General features: G+C 65.8%; 15 protein-coding genes. 14 read left to right on the top strand and 1 reads right to left on the bottom strand.

Annotation, left to right across the window (positions count from 1 at the left end):
- Positions 1–1059, bottom strand: coding sequence for a branched-chain amino acid aminotransferase (locus Q8T13_04315; protein MDP3716975.1), 1059 nt, complete (start codon positions 1057–1059; stop codon positions 1–3).
- 365 nt (positions 1060–1424) lie between these two features.
- Here Q8T13_04315 and Q8T13_04310 point away from each other — a divergent pair, with 365 nt between their 5' ends.
- The 14 genes from Q8T13_04310 to Q8T13_04245 all read left to right on the top strand — a co-directional run bounded on the left by Q8T13_04310 (position 1425) and on the right by Q8T13_04245 (position 19310).
- Entirely contained in the window at positions 1425–3704 is a 2280-nt protein-coding gene (locus tag Q8T13_04310; GenBank protein ID MDP3716974.1) for a glutamine amidotransferase, read from the top strand.
- A gap of 10 nt (positions 3705–3714) precedes the next feature.
- On the top strand, positions 3715–4506 hold the full coding sequence (locus Q8T13_04305) for a DUF4159 domain-containing protein (GenBank protein MDP3716973.1): 792 nt from the start codon (positions 3715–3717) through the stop codon (positions 4504–4506).
- Positions 4507–4563: 57 nt separating this feature from the next.
- Positions 4564–5586 (top strand): MoxR family ATPase, encoded by a 1023-nt coding sequence (locus Q8T13_04300; GenBank protein MDP3716972.1) that lies wholly within the window; start codon positions 4564–4566, stop codon positions 5584–5586.
- 74 nt (positions 5587–5660) lie between these two features.
- Complete coding sequence (locus Q8T13_04295; protein MDP3716971.1) at positions 5661–6569, top strand: DUF58 domain-containing protein; 909 nt, start codon at positions 5661–5663, stop codon at positions 6567–6569.
- Between the two features lie 2 nt (positions 6570–6571).
- Positions 6572–8710, top strand: coding sequence for a BatA and WFA domain-containing protein (locus tag Q8T13_04290; GenBank protein ID MDP3716970.1), 2139 nt, complete (start codon positions 6572–6574; stop codon positions 8708–8710).
- Between the two features lie 74 nt (positions 8711–8784).
- Positions 8785–12465 carry a hypothetical protein gene (locus tag Q8T13_04285; GenBank protein ID MDP3716969.1) on the top strand — a complete coding sequence of 1227 codons (3681 nt, stop codon included), beginning with the start codon at positions 8785–8787 and terminating at the stop codon, positions 12463–12465.
- Positions 12462–13304 (top strand): DUF4159 domain-containing protein, encoded by an 843-nt coding sequence (locus Q8T13_04280; protein MDP3716968.1) that lies wholly within the window; start codon positions 12462–12464, stop codon positions 13302–13304. The genes Q8T13_04285 and Q8T13_04280 overlap by 4 nt, the downstream gene beginning before the upstream one ends.
- Positions 13305–13331: 27 nt before the next feature.
- The gene (locus Q8T13_04275) at positions 13332–14162 is read left to right on the top strand and encodes a DUF4159 domain-containing protein (GenBank protein ID MDP3716967.1); all 831 of its coding nucleotides are present in this window, start codon (positions 13332–13334) and stop codon (positions 14160–14162) included.
- A 39-nt stretch (positions 14163–14201) separates the two neighbouring features.
- Positions 14202–14411, top strand: a complete 210-nt coding sequence (locus tag Q8T13_04270; GenBank protein ID MDP3716966.1) for a hypothetical protein — start codon at positions 14202–14204, stop codon at positions 14409–14411.
- A complete protein-coding gene (locus Q8T13_04265; GenBank protein ID MDP3716965.1) occupies positions 14408–15013 on the top strand; it encodes a nucleotidyl transferase AbiEii/AbiGii toxin family protein in 606 nt (201 codons plus the stop codon). Before Q8T13_04270 ends, Q8T13_04265 begins: the two co-directional genes overlap by 4 nt.
- 80 nt (positions 15014–15093) lie before the next feature.
- On the top strand, positions 15094–16272 hold the full coding sequence (locus tag Q8T13_04260; GenBank protein ID MDP3716964.1) for a S1 RNA-binding domain-containing protein: 1179 nt from the start codon (positions 15094–15096) through the stop codon (positions 16270–16272).
- 482 nt (positions 16273–16754) lie between these two features.
- Entirely contained in the window at positions 16755–17336 is a 582-nt protein-coding gene (locus tag Q8T13_04255; protein ID MDP3716963.1) for a hypothetical protein, read from the top strand.
- A 127-nt stretch (positions 17337–17463) separates the two neighbouring features.
- Positions 17464–18183, top strand: coding sequence for a TIGR02391 family protein (locus Q8T13_04250; GenBank protein ID MDP3716962.1), 720 nt, complete (start codon positions 17464–17466; stop codon positions 18181–18183).
- 353 nt (positions 18184–18536) lie between these two features.
- Entirely contained in the window at positions 18537–19310 is a 774-nt protein-coding gene (locus Q8T13_04245) for a hypothetical protein (protein MDP3716961.1), read from the top strand.
- Positions 19311–19992: the final 682 nt, after the last annotated feature.

Raw genomic sequence — 19992 nt, 5'->3', positions numbered from 1 at the left:
CTAAATCGTCATCAGCCAGCCGTGGCGGTCGGCAATGCGGCCCGAGCGGATGCCTTCGAGTTCGGCGCCCACCTTCGCGAGCACCGAGTCTGGCGTCATCGCCTTGACCGTGATCTCGCGGTCCTTGTGACGCAGGCGGCCGAGTGGCGCAATCACGGCCGCGGTGCCCACGCCGGCCGCGCCGTCGAGCGCGCCCTTGGCGTGCGCCTCGAACACTTCATCGATCGAAATGCGGCGCTCCTCGATCGGCACCTTCATGTCGCGCAGCAGCGTCAGCACGCTGTCGCGCGTGATGCCGGGAAGGATGGTGCCGCCGAGGGGCGGCGTGACGACGGTACCGTTGATCACGAACATGACGTTCATGAGGCCGGCCTCTTCGACCCACTTGTGCTCGATGCCGTCGAGCCACAGCACGTTGTGAAAGCCCTTCTTCTGCGCCTCGAGCGCGGCCAGCATGCTGCCGGCGTAGTTGCCGCCGCACTTGGCGGCGCCGGTGCCGCCGGGGAAAGCGCGCACGTAAACGTCTTCGGCAATCAGGTCAGCAGCGCCCGAGAAATAGGGACCGCTCGGGCAGGTCTCGATGATGAAACGGAAGGTGTCTGACGGCCGCACGCCGAGCGGCTCGCCGGTGGCGAACATGACGGGACGAATGTAGAGGGCCGCGCCGTCGCTTTCGGGAATCCAGTTGCGGTCCAGTTGCACGAGCGCCGCCGTGCCATCGATGAAGATCGAGGCTGGAATCTCGGGCATCGCCATGCGCTGGCAGGTCCGGTTCATGCGGGCGTGGTTGGCGTCGGGGCGGAACAGCACCGCGCCGCCGCCGGGCCGCGGAAACGCCTTGAACCCCTCGAAGATGCCCTGGCCGTAGTGGGCCACGGCCGGCGCAGCGGCCATCATCTGGGCGCCGTAGGGAACAATCTTCGGATCGCCCCACTTGCCGTTGGCGTAGTCGGCCATCAGCATGTGATCGCTGAACACGGCGCCGAACGCAGATTTGTCGCGGATTTCCGGCGTCAGCCGGGAAGCAGTGGTCTTGATGACGGGAATGGTAGCGAGCATGTAGCAGCTTATCACCCAGTCGACGGACCAAGACAGGCCACCGATTAGCAACTGATTAGTCACCGATTATTGGGATGAACACGGCGGCCCGACCCGCGCCGGCCCTCCGGGCCGGCCGCGGCCAGCGAACTCGGGATCGAGAGAACTGATCGCTTTGGCCCGAGTTCTCTCGACCCCGAGTTCGTTGGTCGCGAGTAGCGCCGGGCGGAGCCCGGCGTCGCGGGTCGGGCACCTGATCTGTGTCTAATCTGTGATTAATCTGTGGCTTCTCGTTAGTCCGTGGCACGGCCATCGTGGCAGCGGGGCCGTCTGACGGTTAGCTGTGGCGTGGCGCCTGCCTAACCGAAGTAGAATCCGAGCTATTCGTGTTCGACGCCCTTTTTAGATTCTTTTTCGAGCTTTCCCCGGTGGTGTTCAGCCAGGGGGAATTTCGCTTCGCCGCCTCCACGGGTTCGTACGTGGCCGCCGTCGCGGTGGCGGTGGCGGTCGGCCTGACGGTGATGGCGTACCGCTCGGGCCGCGGCCACGCGCGCGACCGCGCCATCCTGGCGACCATTCGCACTGCGCTGCTGGCCATCCTGCTGGTGTGCCTGTTCCGCCCGCTGCTGGTCGTCAAGGCCGCGGTGGCGCAGCAGAATTTCCTGGGCGTGCTGCTGGACGACTCGCGCAGCATGCAGATTGCCGACCGCAACGGCCAGCCGCGCTCGTCGTTTATTGCCGAACAGCTCACCGGCCCCAATGCGGCGCTGCTGGCGGCGCTGTCGGAACGCTTCACCGTCCGCACCTTCCGCTTCTCGGCGGCGCCGGCGCGCACGACCGAGCCGGGCGACCTCACCTTCGGTGGTTCGCAAACCCGAATTGGCGCCGCGCTGTCGGGCGTGCGCCAGGAATTGGCCGGCCTGCCGGTGGCCGGGCTGGTGATGGTCAGCGACGGCGCCGACACGGCCGACGCGGCGCTCGGTGACGCGCTGCTCGGCCTCAAAGCCGAGGGGCTGCCGGTGTTCACCGTCGGCGTCGGCCAGGAGCAGTTGTCGAAAGACATCCAGGTCGGCCGCATCTCGACGCCGAAGACCGCCTTGAAAGGCACCACGTTGATGGTGGACGTGGTGTTGTCACAGTCGGGGTTCGATGGCCAGCCGGTCACGCTCGACGTGGAAGACGAAGGCACGCTGGTCAGCACGCAGCAGGTGACGTTGCCCGATGCCGGCACGCCGGCCTCCATCCCCGTGCGGTTTACGGTCACCGAGGCCGGCCCGCGCGTGCTGCGCTTCCGGGTGTCGCCACAGCCAGGCGAGCTGGTTACCGAGAACAACGCGCGCGAAGCGTTGATTGACGTTCGCGACCGCAAGGAGAAGGTCCTCTACTTCGAGGGCGAGCCGCGCTTCGAGATGAAGTTCATCGGCCGCGCCGTCAAGGACGACAGCAACCTGATTCTCACGGTCCTGCAGCGCACCGCCGACAACAAGTACCTCCGCCTGGGCGTTGACACACCGGACGAGTTGGCGGCAGGGTTCCCGAAGACGCGTGAAGAGCTGTTCGCGTACCGCGGCCTGGTGCTCGGCAGCATCGAGGCCGGCGCCTTCTCCGGCGACCAGCTGCGCATGATTGCGGAGTTCGTCGATCGCCGCGGCGGCGGATTGCTCACGCTCGGCGGTCCGCGCGCCTTCGCCGAGGGCGGCTACGCCGGCACCGCGGTTGCCGACGTGCTGCCGGTGGTGCTGGATCGGACCCGGACCCAGGCCAAGGACACCGTGTCGCGGCTCACCGTGAAGCCGACCCGCGCCGGCAGCGCCACTGCCGTGACACAGCTCGCGGCCAACGAAGCGGCGTCAGCAGAACGCTGGAGCACGCTCCCCGGCATTACCGCGGTCAATCGCGTCGACGCCGTGAAACCCGGGGCCACCGTGCTGCTGAGCGGCACCGACGAGGCGCGCGCGGAACGGCCGATGCTGGCGTTCCAGCGCTACGGCCGCGGCAAGGCCTTTTCGTTTCTGCCGCAAGACTCCTGGATCTGGCAGATGCACCACAGCATTCCCGTGGAAGACATGACCCACGAGAACTACTGGCGCCAGTTGCTGCGCTCGGTCGTGGACGATGTGCCGGACCAGGTGGAGCCGAGTTTGACGACGGAACGGGTGGAGCCGGGCGAGGCCGCGACGCTTGTGGCCAACGTGGTCGATCCCTCCTTCGTCGAACTGAACGACGCCGTCGTCATGGCGACCATCACCGGTCCCGACGGCCAGGTTTCGGACCTGCCCATGACCTGGGACGGGGAGCACGCGGGGCGCTACTCGGTCGCGGTGCCGACCAGGGCGCCGGGCTGGTACGAGGCCAAGCTCGATGCCATGCGCGGCGGCAAGATGATCGGCAGCACCGTCACGCACTTCCGCGCCGCGCCGGGCGAGGCCGAGTTTTTCGACGCCACCATGAAGGCCGCGACGCTGAAGCGGATTGCCGAAGAGACCGGCGGGCGCTACTACGACGCGGCCAACACCGCGACCCTGGCCGATGACCTGCGCTATACCGGCCGCGGCGTCACCAGCGTGGAAGAGCACGATCTCTGGCACATGCCGATCGTGCTGATGCTGCTGGTGGGCCTGCTGTGCGCCGAATGGGGGTACCGACGTGTTGTCGGCCTCGCGTAGCGTGATTGTCGTGCTGGCCATTGTTGGTGGAGGCAACCCCTTCTTCCTGTCCACCGAAGCGCTGCGCGCGAAGGTGGAGGGGTTGCCTGCGGCCACGGTGGAGCAGGACTTTCCTGGCTTCCGCAGCCGTCGCCCGCCGCCCGTGATTGAGCTGGGGCAGGCCGAGTACGACGGCCGCTTCGTGTTCACGCGGTTGCGCTACCCGTCGGCCGACCTGCGGATGATGCGCCGCGAGCCGCCGTGGGCGCACGACTTTCCGCGCGCTGATTTCAACTTCACGAAGATCCTGGCCGAGCTCACGTTCGTCCGGACGTTTGCGGACAAAGGTAACGTGCGCACGCTCGACGATCCCGACCTGGCGATGTTTCCGGTCGCCTACATGTCGGAGCCGGGGTTCTGGACGCTGAGCGACCCGGAAGCGGACGGACTGCGGGCGTACCTCCAGAAGGGCGGCTTCATCATCTTCGACGACTTCCGCGAGGACCACCGCGACAACCTGGTGCACCAGATGCGGCGCGTGCTGCCCGACGCGCGCTGGGTGCCGCTCGACGTCTCGCATCCGATCTTCCATTCGTTCTTCGAGATCGATTCGCTCGAGGTCGAGGGCTACTACGGCCCCACCGAGTGGACCGGGATCTTCGAGGACAACGATCCGGCGCGCCGGTTGCTGGCCGTGGCCAACTACAACCACGACCTGGGCGAGCTGTGGGAATACTCGGACACGGGCTATGTGCCGGTGGATTTATCGAACGAGGCGTACAAGTTTGGCGTGAACTACGTCATCTACGCGATGACGCACTAGCCAGTTGAAGAGTTGGTAGTTGGTAGTTAGGCACGACGTGACGTGAGAGGAGCCTCCGTGGACACCGTTGACATGAATTCGCCGGATGATCTCGCCCTTGCCGACCGCATGAAGGACGGCCGCGACCAGATCATCCGCGAGTTGAAGAAGCTGATCGTCGGGCAGGATGAAGTCGTCAATCAGGTGCTGCTGACCTTGTTCGTCGGCGGCAACAGCCTGCTGATCGGCGTGCCCGGCCTCGCCAAGACGCTGTTGATTCACACCATGGCCCGCGTGCTGGACCTGAAGTTTTCGCGCATCCAGTTCACGCCCGACCTGATGCCGTCCGACATCACCGGCACCGACATCATCCAGGAAGACGCCGCCACCGGCCGCCGCCAGATGGTGTTTTCACCCGGGCCGATCTTCGCCAACATCGTGCTGGCTGACGAAATCAACCGCACGCCGCCCAAGACGCAGTCCGCCTTGCTCGAAGCCATGCAGGAACACCGCGTCACCATCCAGGGCCGTACCTATAAGCTCGAAGAGCCGTTCTACGTGTTCGCGACCCAGAACCCGATCGAGCTCGAAGGCACGTATCCGCTGCCCGAAGCACAACTCGATCGCTTCATGTTTCACATCGTCATGGAACACCCGCCGGAAGAGGAAGAGTTCCTGGTCGTGAAGACGACGACGGCGATTCTCGAGCCGACGTTCGAACGGCCGGTGAGCGGGCCTGACCTGGTGGCGTTCCAGCGCCTGGTGCGCCGGGTGCCGGTGGCCGATCCGGTGATGCGCTACGCGCTGTCCCTGGTTCGCGCCAGTCGCCCGAAGTCGCCGACCTGCCCCGACAACGTCAAGAAGTGGGTGGCGTTTGGCGCCAGCGTCCGCGCGGCGCAGTTCCTGGTGCTCGGCGGCAAGGCGCGCGCGCTCACCAGCGGCCGCTACCACGTGAGCTTCGACGACATTCGCGCGATCGCCCACTCGGTGCTGCGTCACCGCGTGCTGACCAACTTCCATGCGCAGTCGGAAGGCGTCACGAGCGACGTGCTGATCGACCGCCTGATCGAGGCCGTGCCGTCGCCGCGTTCGGGCATGTAGGGCGGGTTGGGCAGGTCAGGCGAGTTGGCAGACAGAGCCAGGAGGGCGGAACTTTAGTTCCGCCTGGGAGAACAATGTCAGTACACCAACCAATTCCCGGCGCGCGCTTCGTGGACCCCGTGGTCCTGTCGCGCATCGGCAACCTGGAGATGGTCGCCAAGACGGTGGTCGATGGCCTGATCAACGGCACCCATCGCTCGCCGTTCTTCGGCGCGTCGGTGGATTTTGCCGAGCATCGCGGCTATGTCGCCGGCGACGACATCCGGCGGGTGGACTGGCGCGTCTACGCGCGCACCGACAAGTACTACATCAAGGAGTTCGAGGCCGATTCCAATGCCAACTTCTCGGTGCTGCTCGACGTCTCGAAGTCGATGAGCTTCGGCGAGAAGCTCTCGAAGCTCGACTACGCCAAGACCCTGGCGGCGTGCCTGACGTATCTCGCCAACCAGCAGCGCGATCGGGTCGGCCTGGTGACGTTCGATGAGGGCATCGTCGAGCACGTGCCGCCGTCGGCCAAGCACATGGATGTGGTGCTGCACACGCTCGACCGGGCGAAGGCGGAGAAGCCCGGTCACCTGGTGGCGCCGCTCAAGCGGCTGGCCGAGCACTTCGGCCGCCGCGGCATCATCGTCGTGATCTCGGACTTCTATGCCGAGCCCGACGAGATTTTCGATGCGGTGGGGCTGCTCCGGTTCCGCGGCAACGATGTCGTGCTGTTTCACGTGCTCGATCCGCAGGAGGTTGATTTCTCGTTCGTGGAGCCGTCCAGCTTCGAGGACCTCGAGAGCGGCGACCAGATTCCCGTCGTGCCGGCGGCCCTGGCGGACCAGTACCGATCGCTGGTGGCGGCGCACATCGAGGCCCTGACCACTCGCGCGTCACAGCAGCAGATTGACTACATGCTGCTCAATACCAGCCAGCCGCTCGATTACGCGCTGTTCCGCTTCCTGTCGATGCGCGAACGCATGGCCCGCACGAGGTAACCGTGTCGTTCCTGACGCCCCTCTTCCTGCTCGGTCTCGCGGCGCTGGCGATCCCGGTGCTCGTGCACCTGACCCAGCGCGAGCGCAAGTCGGTGGTCGCGTTTCCGTCACTGATGTTCCTCAAGAAGATCCCCTACGAGTCGGTGCAGAAGCGCCGCATTCGCGACTGGCTGTTGCTGGCCATGCGGCTGGCGGCGCTGGCGCTGATCGTCGCGGCGTTCGCGCGGCCGTTCCTGCGCGGGTCGGAGATTGCCGCCGCGGCCGGCGGCGCCCGCGAGATCGTGGTGCTGCTCGATCGCTCGTACAGCATGGGTTACGGCGATTCGTGGTCGCGGGCGCAGCGGCTCGCCGCCGACGCGATTGCCTCGGCCACGCCGGCCGATCGCGTGTCACTGGTGCTGTTTGCCGACCATGCCGAAGTGGTGTTGCGCTCGACGCCCGATCGGTCGCGTGCGGTGGCCGAGATCAACGCCGCGTCGCCCGGTCCCGGCGCGACCAAATACGGACCGGCGCTGAAGCTGGCCGGCAGCGCGCTGGCCGAGTCGCTGTTGCCGCGGAAGGAAGTGATCGTGGTGTCCGACTTCCAGCGCAGCGGCTGGCAGCCCGACGACACGTTGCGCCTGCCCGGCGGCACGGTGATCACGCCGGTCATGGTGGAAGGCGCCACCGGCCCGAACCTGGCGCTGACGCCCGCGACGTTGCTGCGCACGCGCGATGCCGGCCAGCCCGAACGGGTGACCGTCACCGCCGGCGTGCTGAACCGCACCACCGCACCGGCGGCCGCAGTGCCGGTGCAGCTGGAAATGGACGGCCGCATCGTCCAGACGCTGACAGTGGATGTCGCCGGCAGCGCCTCGGCGACCGTGACCTTCGCGCCGGTGTCGATCGCCGCGACCACGACCCGCGCGACCGTGCGCCTCGGCAGTGACGCGGCCGCCGGTGTGGCCGTGCAGACTGGCATCGCGCCGGCTTCGTCATCGATCGACGCGCTGGCGCGTGACAACGTGTTCAACTTCGTCATTACGCCGAGCGCGCCGGTGCCGGTCACGGTGGTGACGCAGGGGAGCCGCGGCGACGCCAACTTGTATTTGTCGCGCGCGCTCGAGATTGGCGAGGCGCCGCGGTTCGAGACGTCGTTGCAGTCGGTCGAGGCCCTGGCCGGCGACGCCGTGAATCGCGCGCGACTGCTGATCGTGAACGATCTCGCGGTGCCCGAGGCCACCGCGGCCCGGCTGGTCACGTTCGTCGAAGGCGGCGGCGGCTTGCTGATGGCGCTCGGCCCGCGCGCGTCGTGGCCGTCTTCCCGCGAAGCGTGGCTGCCGGCGGTGATCGGCGCGCCGGTGGATCGCACCCGCGGCGCGGCGGCCAAGTTGAGCGGCATGGACTTCGGGCACGCGGTGTTCGAACCGTTCCGCGCCCCGCGCAGCGGCGACTTCTCGACCGCGCGGTTTTACTCGTACCGCGGCTTGAAGGCGGCCAAGGATGCCACCGTGCTGGCGCGCTTCGATACCGGCGAGCCCGCGTTGATCGAAAAGGCCGCTGGCCGCGGTCGCATCGTCATGTTCGCCTCGACCATCGATCTCAGTTGGAACGACCTGGCGCTGAAGCCGGTGTTCCTGCCGTTCGTGCACCAGCTGGGCCGGCACCTGTCGGGCTTCCGCGAGCAGCCGGCGTCCCTGACGGTGGGTGAAGTGCTCGACATCACGGCGGCGGAGATTGCCGCCGGCGCCACCTCGACGGCCGGCGCCAATAGCGAGGCCGGCCGCACGGTGCTGGCGCCGTCGGGCCAGCGTCGTGATTTAAGTGTGAATTCCGAGGCGCCGACGTCCGCGGCGGCGCTGGAACTGGTCGAACAAGGTTTCTACCAGGTCCGGCCGGCGGGACGAGAGGCGGGACCGGTGATTGTCGCGGCCGCCAACGTCAACCTGGCGGAATCGAACCTCGACCGGATGGACCCGAAAGAGTTGGTGTCGGGCGTGACCGGCAACGGGGTGTCCGGCCCGGCCGGCGCCCAGGACGTCTTACCGGATGAGGCGCAGGAACTGGCGCAACGGGTCTGGTGGTATCTGCTGTTCGCAGGTATCCTGCTGCTAATCGCCGAGACCGTGTTGGCGCAGCGACTATCGCGCGCCACACGATAATGTTGGAACGTCCGGCTTCTTGACCACCGTAGCCATGGCGAAGGTGGTTAGCCGGACCGAAGGGGAACCGCCCAATGGGTGAGCTCAATCCGCGCGCGCAACTGCTCGAAGTCGTCCGGCAGGTACGCCGGCGTTGGCGGATCAAGCTGGCGCTGCGCGGCGCGGTCGGTTTCCTGATCGCCGGCATCGCGGTCCTCGTCGCGATTGCCTACGCCCTCGAGGCGCTCAAGTTCACCCCCTCCGCGATCTTCTGGTTCCGCATTGCCACCGGCCTGTCGCTGGTCGCCGCCGGCGCGTGGTTCTTCGCGCGGCCGCTGTCGCGCAAGGTCACCGACGAGCAGGTGGTGCTCTACCTCGAAGAGAACGAGCCGACGCTCGACTCGACCATCCTGAGCGCCATGGAGGCGTCGGAGCGGCCGGGCGACTGGTCGCCGGTGCTGATCAACCGCCTGGTCGAGAACGCCCTCGAGCGCGCGCATGAGATTCACGAGGGCCAGCGCATCGAGCGCGACTCGCTGAAGCGCTATGCCTGGGTCTCGGGCGGGGTCGTGCTGGCAGCCGTGGCGCTGTTCACGTTTGGTCCCGGCTACCTGCGGCACACGCTGACGGCGATGTTCGATATTTCGCGCGACGTCGAGGCGGCGGCGCCTTATCGCATCGAGGTGACGCCCGGCGACACCAAGGTCCCCAAAGGCGCGGACCAGATGATCAACGCGACCATCTCGGGATTCGACGCCGCCGACGCCACCATCCTGATTCGCAAGGCGTCGCAGTCGGCGTTCGATCGCGTGCCCATGGTCAAGAGCGAGAGCGGCGCCTACGAAGGCATGCTGTTCGACCTGGCCGAACCCCTCGAGTACGTCGTCGAAGCGGCCGGCGTGCGATCGCCGGTGTTCAAGCTGAACGTGGTCGAACTGCCGTACGTGAAGAAGCTCGACCTCGAGTACACCTATCCCGCCTATACCGGCCTCGCGCCGCGAACGATTGAAGACGGCGGCGACGTCGCCGTGCTGAAGGGCACCGACGTGCGCGTGACGGTCACGCCGACCATGGCCTCGCAGGGCGGCCGCGTGGTGCTGGGCCCGCCTTCGCTCGCGCGGGAGTCGTCGGCGAGCTCCGGCGAGGTCTCGCCGAAGCGGCCTTCGGCCGCGAAGGCGGACGACAACATAAGCGTACCGCTTTCGCTCAACGCCGACGGGACGCTGACGGCGCAGTTCAAGGCGCAGCACGACGGCTTCTATCACGTCGAGCTCGACTCGGCCGGCGGCGAGCGCCTGCCGGCGTCGCCGCAGTACACGGTGGACCTGCTGTCGGACCTGATGCCGACCGTGAAGCTGTCGAAGCCGGGCCGCGATACCGACGCGACGCCCGTGCAGGAGTTCTTCGTCGAGGCGCAGGCAGACGATGACTACGCGGTGAAGAACCTGCAACTGGTGTACTCGGTAAACGGGGGCCCGGAGAAGACCATCCGCCTGTTCGACGGCGTGAAGCCGGTACAGGAGGTCACGGCCGGCCACACCTTCTACATGGAAGAACTCGGCGTAAAGGCCGGCGATTCGGTGTCGTACTACGCCAAGGCGACCGACAACGACGCGGTGGCCGGCGCCAAGCAGGCGACGAGCGACATCTTCTTCCTGCGCATCCGGCCGTTCGACAAGAACTTCAAGCCGGCCACCTCGCAGGCCGGTGGCGGGGGCGGCGGGGGCGGCGGAGGCGGCCAGGAAGTGGGCGCGCTGTCGCAACAGCAACGCCAGATCATTTCCGGCACCTTCAACATCCAGCGCGATCGCAAGACGCTCAAGGCCGACAAGTTCCGCGCCGACATGGTGGTGCTGACGCTGGCGCAGAGCAAGCTGCGCGACCAGGTCACGGGCCTGGTGCAGCGCATGAACAGCCGCCTGGTGGTCTCCGATCCCTCGTTCAAGAAGATTGCCGAGCTGCTGCCCAAGGCCGCCGAGCAGATGACGCTGGCCGAGAAGCAGCTGCAGGCCCAGAAGCCCGACGGCGCGCTGCCGCCCGAGAACATGGCCCTGCAGTTCCTGCAGCAGGCGGAAGAGGAGTTCGAGCTGCAGGTGCAGACCGGGCGCCAGGCCGGCGGTGGTGGCGGCGGTGGCGGCGCGGGTTCGATTGCGGAAGATCTGGCCGACTTGTTCAAGATGGAAATGGACAAGATGGCGAACCAGTACGAGACCAACTCGCAGGCCTCGTCCCAGCAGCAGGATCAGCAGATCGACGAGCTGGCCGAGAAACTGAAGGAACTGGCACGCCGGCAGGAGCAGGAGATCGAGCGCCAGCGGCGCCAGGCGGCCGGGCAGTCGGTCGGCGGTGGTGGTGGTGACTTGCAGCGCGCGCTCGCGGAACAAGCCGAGGAGGCGGCGCGGCAACTCGAACGCCTGTCGCGCGATCAGCAACGGCAGGATCTCGCCGACACGGCTCGTCAGTTGCGCAGCGCCGCCGAATCCATGAAGCGGGCCGCCGCCTCCGGCGATCCGTCGGCTGCCGGCCAGGCGTCGGCCGCCGCCGACCGGCTGCGTGAAGCGCAGCGGCAGCTGACCAGCAACCAGCAGGCGCGCGGCGAACGCGACGTGCGCGAGGCGCAACGGCAGGCCGAAGAGATTGCCGAAGAGCAGAGGGACATTGCCGGCGACGCGCGCGGCTTGCCGCAGGCCGGCCCCGACCGCCTGCAGCAGGCGCAGTTGCTGGGCCAGCGCAAGGACGCGCTCGAAAACAAGGTCGCCAATCTCGAGAAGCAGCTCGATCGCATGGTCGGCGAGCAGACCCGGGACGCGAAGGACACCGCCCGCAAGTTGTCGGAAGCCGCCAGCGGCATTCGCGACAACAAGGTGAAGGAAAAGATCCGCTACTCGAAGAGCCTGCTGGGCGCGGGTGCGCCGGAACAGTACGCGCGCAATTTCGAGGAAGAGATCGGCGCCAACATCGAAGCGTTGCGCAAGAAGCTGGATGATGCGGCCAGCACGGTGGGCCGGCAAGGTCGCGATCGCAGCACCGAGGCGCTCGACAAGGCGCGCGAGCTCGCGCGCGGCATGGATTCGATGGGCCAGCGAATGGCGGAACGCTCGCGCGAAGGTGCCAACGGTCAGCAACAAGGTGCCAAGGGTGCCAAAGGTGCCGAAGGTGCCAAGGGTGCCGAAGGTGCCAAGGGTGCTGAGGGTGCCAAAGGTCAAGAGGGCCAGGCCGGTAAGGAAGGCCAAGGCGGGCAGCAGGGCCAAGGCGGGCAGCAGGGCCAAGGCGGCCAGCAGGGTCAAGGCGGCCAACAGGGTCAGGGCCAGCAAGGTGGCGAGCGCGGTGGCGGTGGCCGCGACGACATGAGCGGCCGCGCGACCACCGGCGGCTTCGGTGATGGCGGGTGGAACGGCAGCGACCGCAGCCCCGGCCGATTCTCGCCCGACGACATTCGCCAGTTCCGCGGCGAGGCCCGGCGCTGGGCGCAAGAGGGACAGGCGCTGCGCAACATGCTGCGCGAACAGAACATCGATGCGAAGGAGCTCGACGAGATCATGAAGCGCCTGCGCGAGCTCGACTCCGAACGCGTCTACCAGGATGTCGCCGAACTCGAGCGCCTGCAGACGTTCGTGGCCGAAGGCATGAAGCGCTTCGAGTACGGCCTGCGCCGCCAGGTGGGCGACGAAACCGACCGCGCGCTCGTCAACGGCTCAGACGAGGTGCCGGCCGAGTTCAAGGCGCTGGTCGAGGAATACTACCGGTCGCTGTCGAGGCAAAAGCAGCGTCAATGAGCCTTCGCCTCGCCGCGGGCCTCGTGGTCGCGATTCTGCTGGCAACATCGCTGGCAGAGGCGCAGCGCGGGTTTCGCGGCGGCCGGGGCCGCTTCGGCAGCGAGTCGGGGGCGCCGCCGCGGTTTGCGAGCCAGGCCGACTTCGACGGCAAGTTCCACATCTGCCGGCTGATGTACACGCAGGTGCGCCAGCAGAATCTCGGCATGGGATGGGGCACCGACTATCCCTTCGCCGAAATCAACCTCTCGATCCGTCTCTCGGAACTCACCAAGACCACGGTGGCGTTCGATGGCGAGCGCAATCCCGTCAACCTGGTCGTGCGGCCGACCGACGATGCGCTGTTTCAGTGCCCGGTCGTGATTGCGTCTGATCCCGGCAGCGCGGGATTCTCGGCGGCCGACGCCGATCGCCTGCGCGAGTATCTCGACAAGGGCGGCTTTCTCTGGGTGGATGATTTCTGGGGCAGTTACGCGTGGGATTCGTTCGCCAGCGAGATTGGCAAGGTGCTGCCGCCCGGTGAGTTTCCGATCAAGGACCTCGAGCCCGGCCACGCGATCTTCCGCACGTTGTTTCCAGTGGCCGAGATCCCGCAAGTGCCCTCGCTCAACTTCTGGCGCGGCAGCGGCGGCGAGACGTCCGAGATGGGCATCGAGAGCGAGAAGGCGCACATGGCTGCCATCACCGACAAGCGCGGCCGCATCATGGTGTTGATGACGCACAACACCGACATTGCCGACTCGTGGGAGCGCGAAGGTGACGATCCGAACTTCTTCTTTCACTTCTCGCCGAACGGTTACGCGGTAGGGCTGAATACCATGCTCTACGCGATGACTCACTAGTCCGACCCCCTAGTCCGGCCCACGCCCATGCTCCGCATTGCCCGCGCCTTCGTCGTCGCCCTGGTGTTGGCGGCGTCGGTTGTGTCGGCGCAGGATCGCTGGGGGCGCGGCTGGGGCGGGCGCGGCCGGTTTCCGCCACGCCATCCGACCGTCACCAGCTTCGACGGCGGCTTCAACTTCTGCCGCCTGATGTACAACAGCGACCGCTCCGAGCGCGGCGGCTCGGGCTGGTCCACGGACTACTGGGACGCCGACATCAACTTCAGCACGCGCCTGGGCGAGCTGACCAAGACGACGATCAGCCGCCGGCCCGACGGCACGCCCAATCACCTGACGGTGCGCCTTAACGATCCGTTGCTGTTTCAGTGCCCGTTCCTGAGCGCCACCGATGTCGGCACCGCGTTCTTCTCGGATGACGAGGCCGAGGTGCTGCGCAATTACCTGCTCAAGGGCGGGTTCCTGTGGGTGGACGACTTCTGGGGGCCCTATGCCTGGGATAGCTGGGTGAACCAGATCAGTAAGGTGCTGTCACCGGCGCAGTTCCCGATCCGCGATATCGGCCTCGACCACGCGATTCGCCGCACGCTGTTCGAGTTCACGGACCTGCCGCAGATTCCGTCGATCAACTTCTGGCGCGAGAGCGGCGGCGAGACCTCCGAGCGCTACGAGATGAGTGCCCAGCCGAATTTCCGCGGCATCGCGGATGAGCATGGCCGCCTGATGGTGGTGATGACCCACAACACCGATATCTCGGATGCGTGGGAGCGGGAAGCTGCCGACCCGCAGTTCTTCTTCAGCTTCTCGCCGCAGGGCTACGCCGTCGGCCTCGACGTCGTCCTCTACGGCATGACCCACTGAGTCGGGGGCTTACTCAACGTGAGGAAGTAGACTATCGCCGTGTCTGATCCCCTTCGCCTGATTGAACGGTTTCACACCGCGGTCGACCTGTGGGTCACCGGTGTGACGCTGCGCCGCCAGGCGATTCGCCGCGAGCGTCCCGAGGCGACGCATCAAGAGGTGGAGGACTTGCTCAATTCATGGCTGCAGGAACGACCCGGGGCTGAGACGGGCGATGGACCGCAGGCCGGCAGGCCTGAGCGCCCGTGAGCGAGCCTGCTGGCGCGACGCGGTTGCTATCGGCGTTACGCCAGACCGCCCAGATTCTCGATCAACGGCACCAGCCCTGGGCGCTGGTCGGCGGCCTCGCGGTGTCGGTTCGCGTCGAACCTCGATTTACGAGGGACATCGACCTGGTGGTCGCCGTCGCCGACGATGCCGTCGCCGAAGTACTGGTTGGCGTTCTTCAGGCTGCCGGTTTTACGCTGAAGGTGTCCCTTGAGCAGCAGGCGCTGGGCCGGCTGGCCGCCGTCAGGGTCGTGCCTCCCGGACAGCGTGAAGAGGGCATCGTCGTTGATCTGCTGTTCGCTTCCGCCGGTATCGAGCCCGAGATTTGCCGGGATGCCGAGCGCGTCGAGATCGCGCCCGGCCTGATCGTGCCAGTGGCCCGGGCCGGCCACCTGGTGGCGATGAAAGTCCTGGCGCTCGCCCCGGATCGCCCGCAAGACGGCATCGATCTCCGCGCACTGGCGGCACAGCTGGGGCCGGAGGAACGCGGGCGTGCCGTGGCTGCGGTCGCGCGCATCGAAGAGCTGGGCGCCAATCGCGGCAAGGCCCTGGGTGCCGAACTTGCCCGGTGGCTGGGGGGCTGACACAGATTCCGGTGTCGCCATTGGCCCGGCCGCGGTACCATTGCCTGTTGGCCTTCGGGCAATGTTTTGAGGAGTACGCCGTGAGTGAGCCGGAAGTAGAAGATTTCGCCGCGATGTTCGAGGCGTCGGTCAAGACCAGGCGCTTTGCCAGGGGACAGTCGATCGAGGGCACGATCGTGGCGATTGGGCCCGATACGTCGCTCGTCAACGTCGGCGGCAAGGGCGAGGCGGTGATCGAGACCGCCGACCTGAAGGATCACGAGAACGACCTCGAGTTCGCCGTGGGCGATCGTATTCAGGCGATCGTGATCGGCACCACCGGCGGCATCACCCTGTCGCGCAAGGGCATTCGGGGCGCGGCCTCGCTGCGGCAGCTCGAGAACGCCTACCAGGCTGGACTGTCGGTTGAAGGCAAGATCGAGCGCGAGGTGAAGGGCGGCTACGAAGTTCGCGTCGCCGGCCAGCGCGGGTTCTGCCCGTTCTCGCAGATCGACACGGTCCGCGCCACCGATCCGGCCCAGCACATTGGCCAGACCTACGCCTTCCGCATCATTGAGTTCAAGGAAGGCGGCAAGAACCTGGTCGTCTCTCGCCGTGCGCTGCTCGAAGACGAACAGAAGGCCGGCGCCGCCGTCCTGCGCCAGTCGCTGGCGGTTGGCGATACTGTCACCGGCCGCGTGGCCTCGGTGCGCGAGTTCGGCGCGTTCGTTGACCTCGGCGCCGGCGTCCAGGGATTGCTGCACGTATCCGAGATGGGCTGGTCGCGTGTGACCGATCCTGGTTCAGTGGTCAAGGTCGGTGAAGAGATCACGGTCCGCGTCTTGCGAGTGGACAACGACGGCGAGCGCATCGCGTTGGGCTTGAAGCAGCTGCTGGCCGATCCGTGGGTCGCCGCCGCATCGAGCTACGAAGTGGGGCAGGTCAGGACCGGCCGCATCACCCGCATCGCCGACTTCGGCGCGTTCGTGGAGCTGGAGCCTGGCGTCGAAGCGTTGGCGCACTTCTCGACCTTCGCGCCGACGGGCCGGCAGGAAGACTGGAAGCGCGCGGTCACCGTCGGCGTGACGGCGCCGTTCGAGATCGTCGCGATCGATGTCGACAAGAAGCGCATCGGCGTGGCGATGGTGCAGGACGGCGCGGAGATTCGCGATGGCAAGAAGGTCGACGAAGTGAAGGAGTACCGCGATCGCCAAGTCCCCGCTCCATCAGGTGGCATCGGCTCGCTCGCCGACCAACTCCGCGGCGCCCTCAAAAAGTAGGGCCGCACCTTTAGGTGCGTCCGACGCCGATGGCCGAGGCATCTCGCCATCGGCCTCCGCGCTCGCTTCGCGACGGCTTTCAACTCGCAGCTCAGGCCCAACTGTCGCCCTGCCTTCGCAGCGAGTTGTCTGTAAGTAACCTGCCCGTCGGGGCGCTGTTGATTCCCTCTGTCCAAACAGTAATCGGTCGCCCCGACTCCCGCCGGCTGCGCTCGCGCTCCACCCGACGGCGAGATGCCTCGGTGTCTGCCAGGAGGTGCCAGTGTGGGGCTGCTCAGCGGGCCTCCGCGTCGCCTCGTTGATGCGTTATCAAGCAAGTGTGCCGTCGTGTTATCAAGACAGAGTTAACACGGCAGAAAGAGGCGACCCGCAGCGAACTTGCGAAACAGCGTCAGCCTAAGCCGGGGTCAGGTTAGGATTCACGCAGCTCAGTAACTAATTGGGCATTTTCGAGAGCTCCGATGTTACTCACAGTGCACGCCGTGGATCGCCAATCAGTGGAGCGCTCGATCGCGTGGATCAGCCTGCAGCCAGATGGTGCTATCTCAGTCGGCTTGACCGATCGCGCCTTCGTGTCGCCGCGATTTCACGCGCGTCAATTCGTTTGGAACGCGTATAACCGCGTCACCCTGGAATACCTAGTCCCGCACAGCCCGCACGAGCTCCAGGCCGTGACGAATCCCCATCTCACATTTCACCCGCCGGTCTACTTCCACCTGCGCGCGAATGGTGATTCAGAGTTGTTTGCCGGGATCGCCGAGGTTGAGATCATGCTTGCGCAAGAGGGGCACGTGCCTTGGATTCGGTTCGTGTCGAAGCCGGTCAGCCAGATCTCACGCTCGGGTAATCCCCGACACTCGAACCGTACTGAATCGGTCAAGGTGCCGGTCGAGTCGAGCGATGTGTCCATCGGAGTTGCCATTGATTTTGTGCTACCCGGTGCCGCCGGAGCCGCCGAGGCGGTCGCGGAGCGATTCGTTGACTGTGGCCAAAACCGCCTTCACATTCGGTGCGAGCTGCTCCCCCCGCAAGAGCCAACGTTGGCTTGGTACCATCAATACTAGAAGGGATGCCTAACCAGCCGCTGCAACCGACGAGCGGCGGATGGTTTAGACTCCTTCGCGTGACCGTGCCCGCCGCTCGCGTCTGAGCGGCAATGCGTTGGGCCGATCTCCTCGAGTGAGGACAATCTTGCAGATTACGAAAGCTCTTCCCACCGTTGAATCAGTTCTTCAGCTTGAAGCAGAGGAACTTGCCCCTTATCTGCTTGAACACCTTGCAGGCAATCCTAGCCACCTGAATCTGACCAACTTTCTTGAATCTAGCGTGGGCGACACAGTCATGGCCCACTACGGAAAAGACGTCCGAGTTGACGAAGCCTTTCGAGAAGCGTGGTCGTGGCTTGAACGCGAAGGGCTTCTAGTGGCCAAGTCACACCGTTACTTCATCTCGCGGCGAGGACTGCGGGTTAGAGGCCGACAGGACTTCGAAGCGTTCAGGCGCTCAAATGTTTTGCCCAAGGCGTCGTTACACCCTGTGGTTGCTGAGCGCGTATGGTCAAGCTTCGTTCGGGGCGAGTATGACATCGCTGTTTTGCAAGCGTTCAAGGAAGTCGAGATCGCCGTAAGAGCGGCGGGCGGTTTCCCCGCTGTGAAGGTAGGCGTGGCGCTCATGGGCGAAGCGTTTAAGGCGAACGTCGGACCACTCACGGACAAGTCCCTGCCGGAAGCCGAACAACTCGCGATGTTGAGCCTGTTCTCCGGGGCTATGGGCCTGTTCAAGAATCCGACCAGTCACCGGCACATCGGGCTCACCAACGGGAGCGAGGCGGCGGAGATGGTTGCCCTGGCGAGCCTCCTGATGAGAATTGTTGACGCTCGCTCCAATTCCGCGGCTCCTGCAACGGCCTAACCACGGCTTGCAGCCGACGGCGCACAGGGGGATACTTGGCCGCGCGCGGCGGCTGAAGCCTGGCGTCAGGCCGACTTGGGCCGGGTGCGCTCGTCGACGCAGAACGGGCGCTGCCACAACAGCGCGAAGCCATGTAAGCTGAACCGGCTGTGTTGAGATCGAGCTGGGGAGTACTCGTGTCTGCGACATTTGCTGTCGCCACGTGGCTGACTCCACCCGACTGGCTGGGGTCGTGGCGGCGCCCGGTGTGGGCGGTGGCGCTCGTCGTCTTCCTGCTTGCGTGCTCAGGCTGGCTGTTCGCCCACGCACCTGGACTCACCCCGTTCGCGCGCCACCGAAGGGCCAGTCATCCGATGAGCCTAGCATTCATCTTCGTCTTGGGAGGACTCCTGGCGGTCGGTGTCTGGCTGCTGGTAGTCCGCGGCGACGCCCAGTCGGTTCCGTTGTCGCCATCAGCGGGCACCCAAGTGTTGCTTCTGCCCGCCGCGAACACCATCGTGGGAGTCGAGTGGGTCCCCAAGCGCAGCTATGCGGTTCAGGTGAAGGCCATGGACACGACCGGAGCGGTCTTGGAGGATAGTAGACCTCTAATGCGGTTGAAAAACATCGGACCGTTGCCGGTTACTGACATCGAGATCTCCTGGCTGGTGCCAGGCGCCCCAATAAGCGAGGTATTTCTGCACTCCGATGTACTGCGTCCATACAGGCCACGCGTTGTGGACGAGTACCTCTATTTCCTCACCGATCCGGATGCACCTCGCGAGATCGGCATACCGGTGTCTGATGAGGCCATCAGCCTTGTGCCGTTCGCGCCGGCAACGCCAACCTCAGATGATGCGACGACGTTCCCCTTGCCTGGTGAGATCCTGAACAACATCGTGCTCAGGCTCCTGTGTGAGATGCCGCGCCCGAGAACCTGGCAGTTCTTCCTCTCCGGTCCTGATGTGCAGGCGAGCGTCCGCTATAGGATCGGAGCTGCTGAGCAGCGAGCCGAGTTCACGGTTCGGCCAAAGGTCATGTACTTCGCAGATACCGCGGGCGGGCTTGGGGCACCAACTCTGATTCCACCTGAGTTCGCGGAAGCCAACTTCAGAGGGAATATCACGTTCGAGGTCACAACGCGGTAAGCGCGGCCTAACCAGCGGTTGCAGCCGAAGGCGGCGTGTATCCACCTGACAGTGCGAGGTGAGCCGCCGCGGCTGAACCGCGATCGTTAGGCCCTTAACTACAGTGGATCAGGTTCAATGAGTATTTGGCTTGAGCGTTTCGCCCTTGCAGTCCTAGCGACAATTTTCGGAGCTGCGGTGCTGACGAATCCCTGGCAGCTCGACCGAGTTCAACGAGCCGCGCTCGTTGTTGCGATTGTCGGCTTGTCTGTGTTTGCTGCCCGAACAATCGAGAGGTCAAGAGCGGCCGCGTCGGACGCCAGTCATGGTTTACCGATCGCCAGTTCTGACTCGACACCGCCGGATGGGCGGGGCGGTCTCGGCGGTGGCGGAAACGCAGTGGGCAAGGACAGTATCGTTCTCGGAGGCACCGGCGGAAAGGGTGGCAGCCCAGGCGGAGGGCGCGGCGGAGATGGAGGCGGAGGGGACGCTGTCGGAGAGGGTGCAATGGTCATTGGTGGGGACGGCGGGGGCGGCGGCCGTTCCGATGGTCGCGGAGGGGCTGGCGCCGAGAGTCCCCTTAAGAAGCTATCCCCCGAAGCACTGAAATCGTGGGGCCTAACGGGCAAAGAAGGGTACGGTCAGGGCGGACGCGGCGCAAACTCGCCTGAGTACGATCGAAGGCTCAGAGTCCTGAGCCTCC

The sequence above is a fragment of the Acidobacteriota bacterium genome, from assembly GCA_030697165.1.
In the GTDB taxonomy this organism is placed as follows: Bacteria; Acidobacteriota; Vicinamibacteria; order Vicinamibacterales; family UBA2999; genus 12-FULL-67-14b.
Note: the sequence above shows the minus strand (reverse complement) of the source record. Positions and strands in the feature narration are given on the sequence as shown.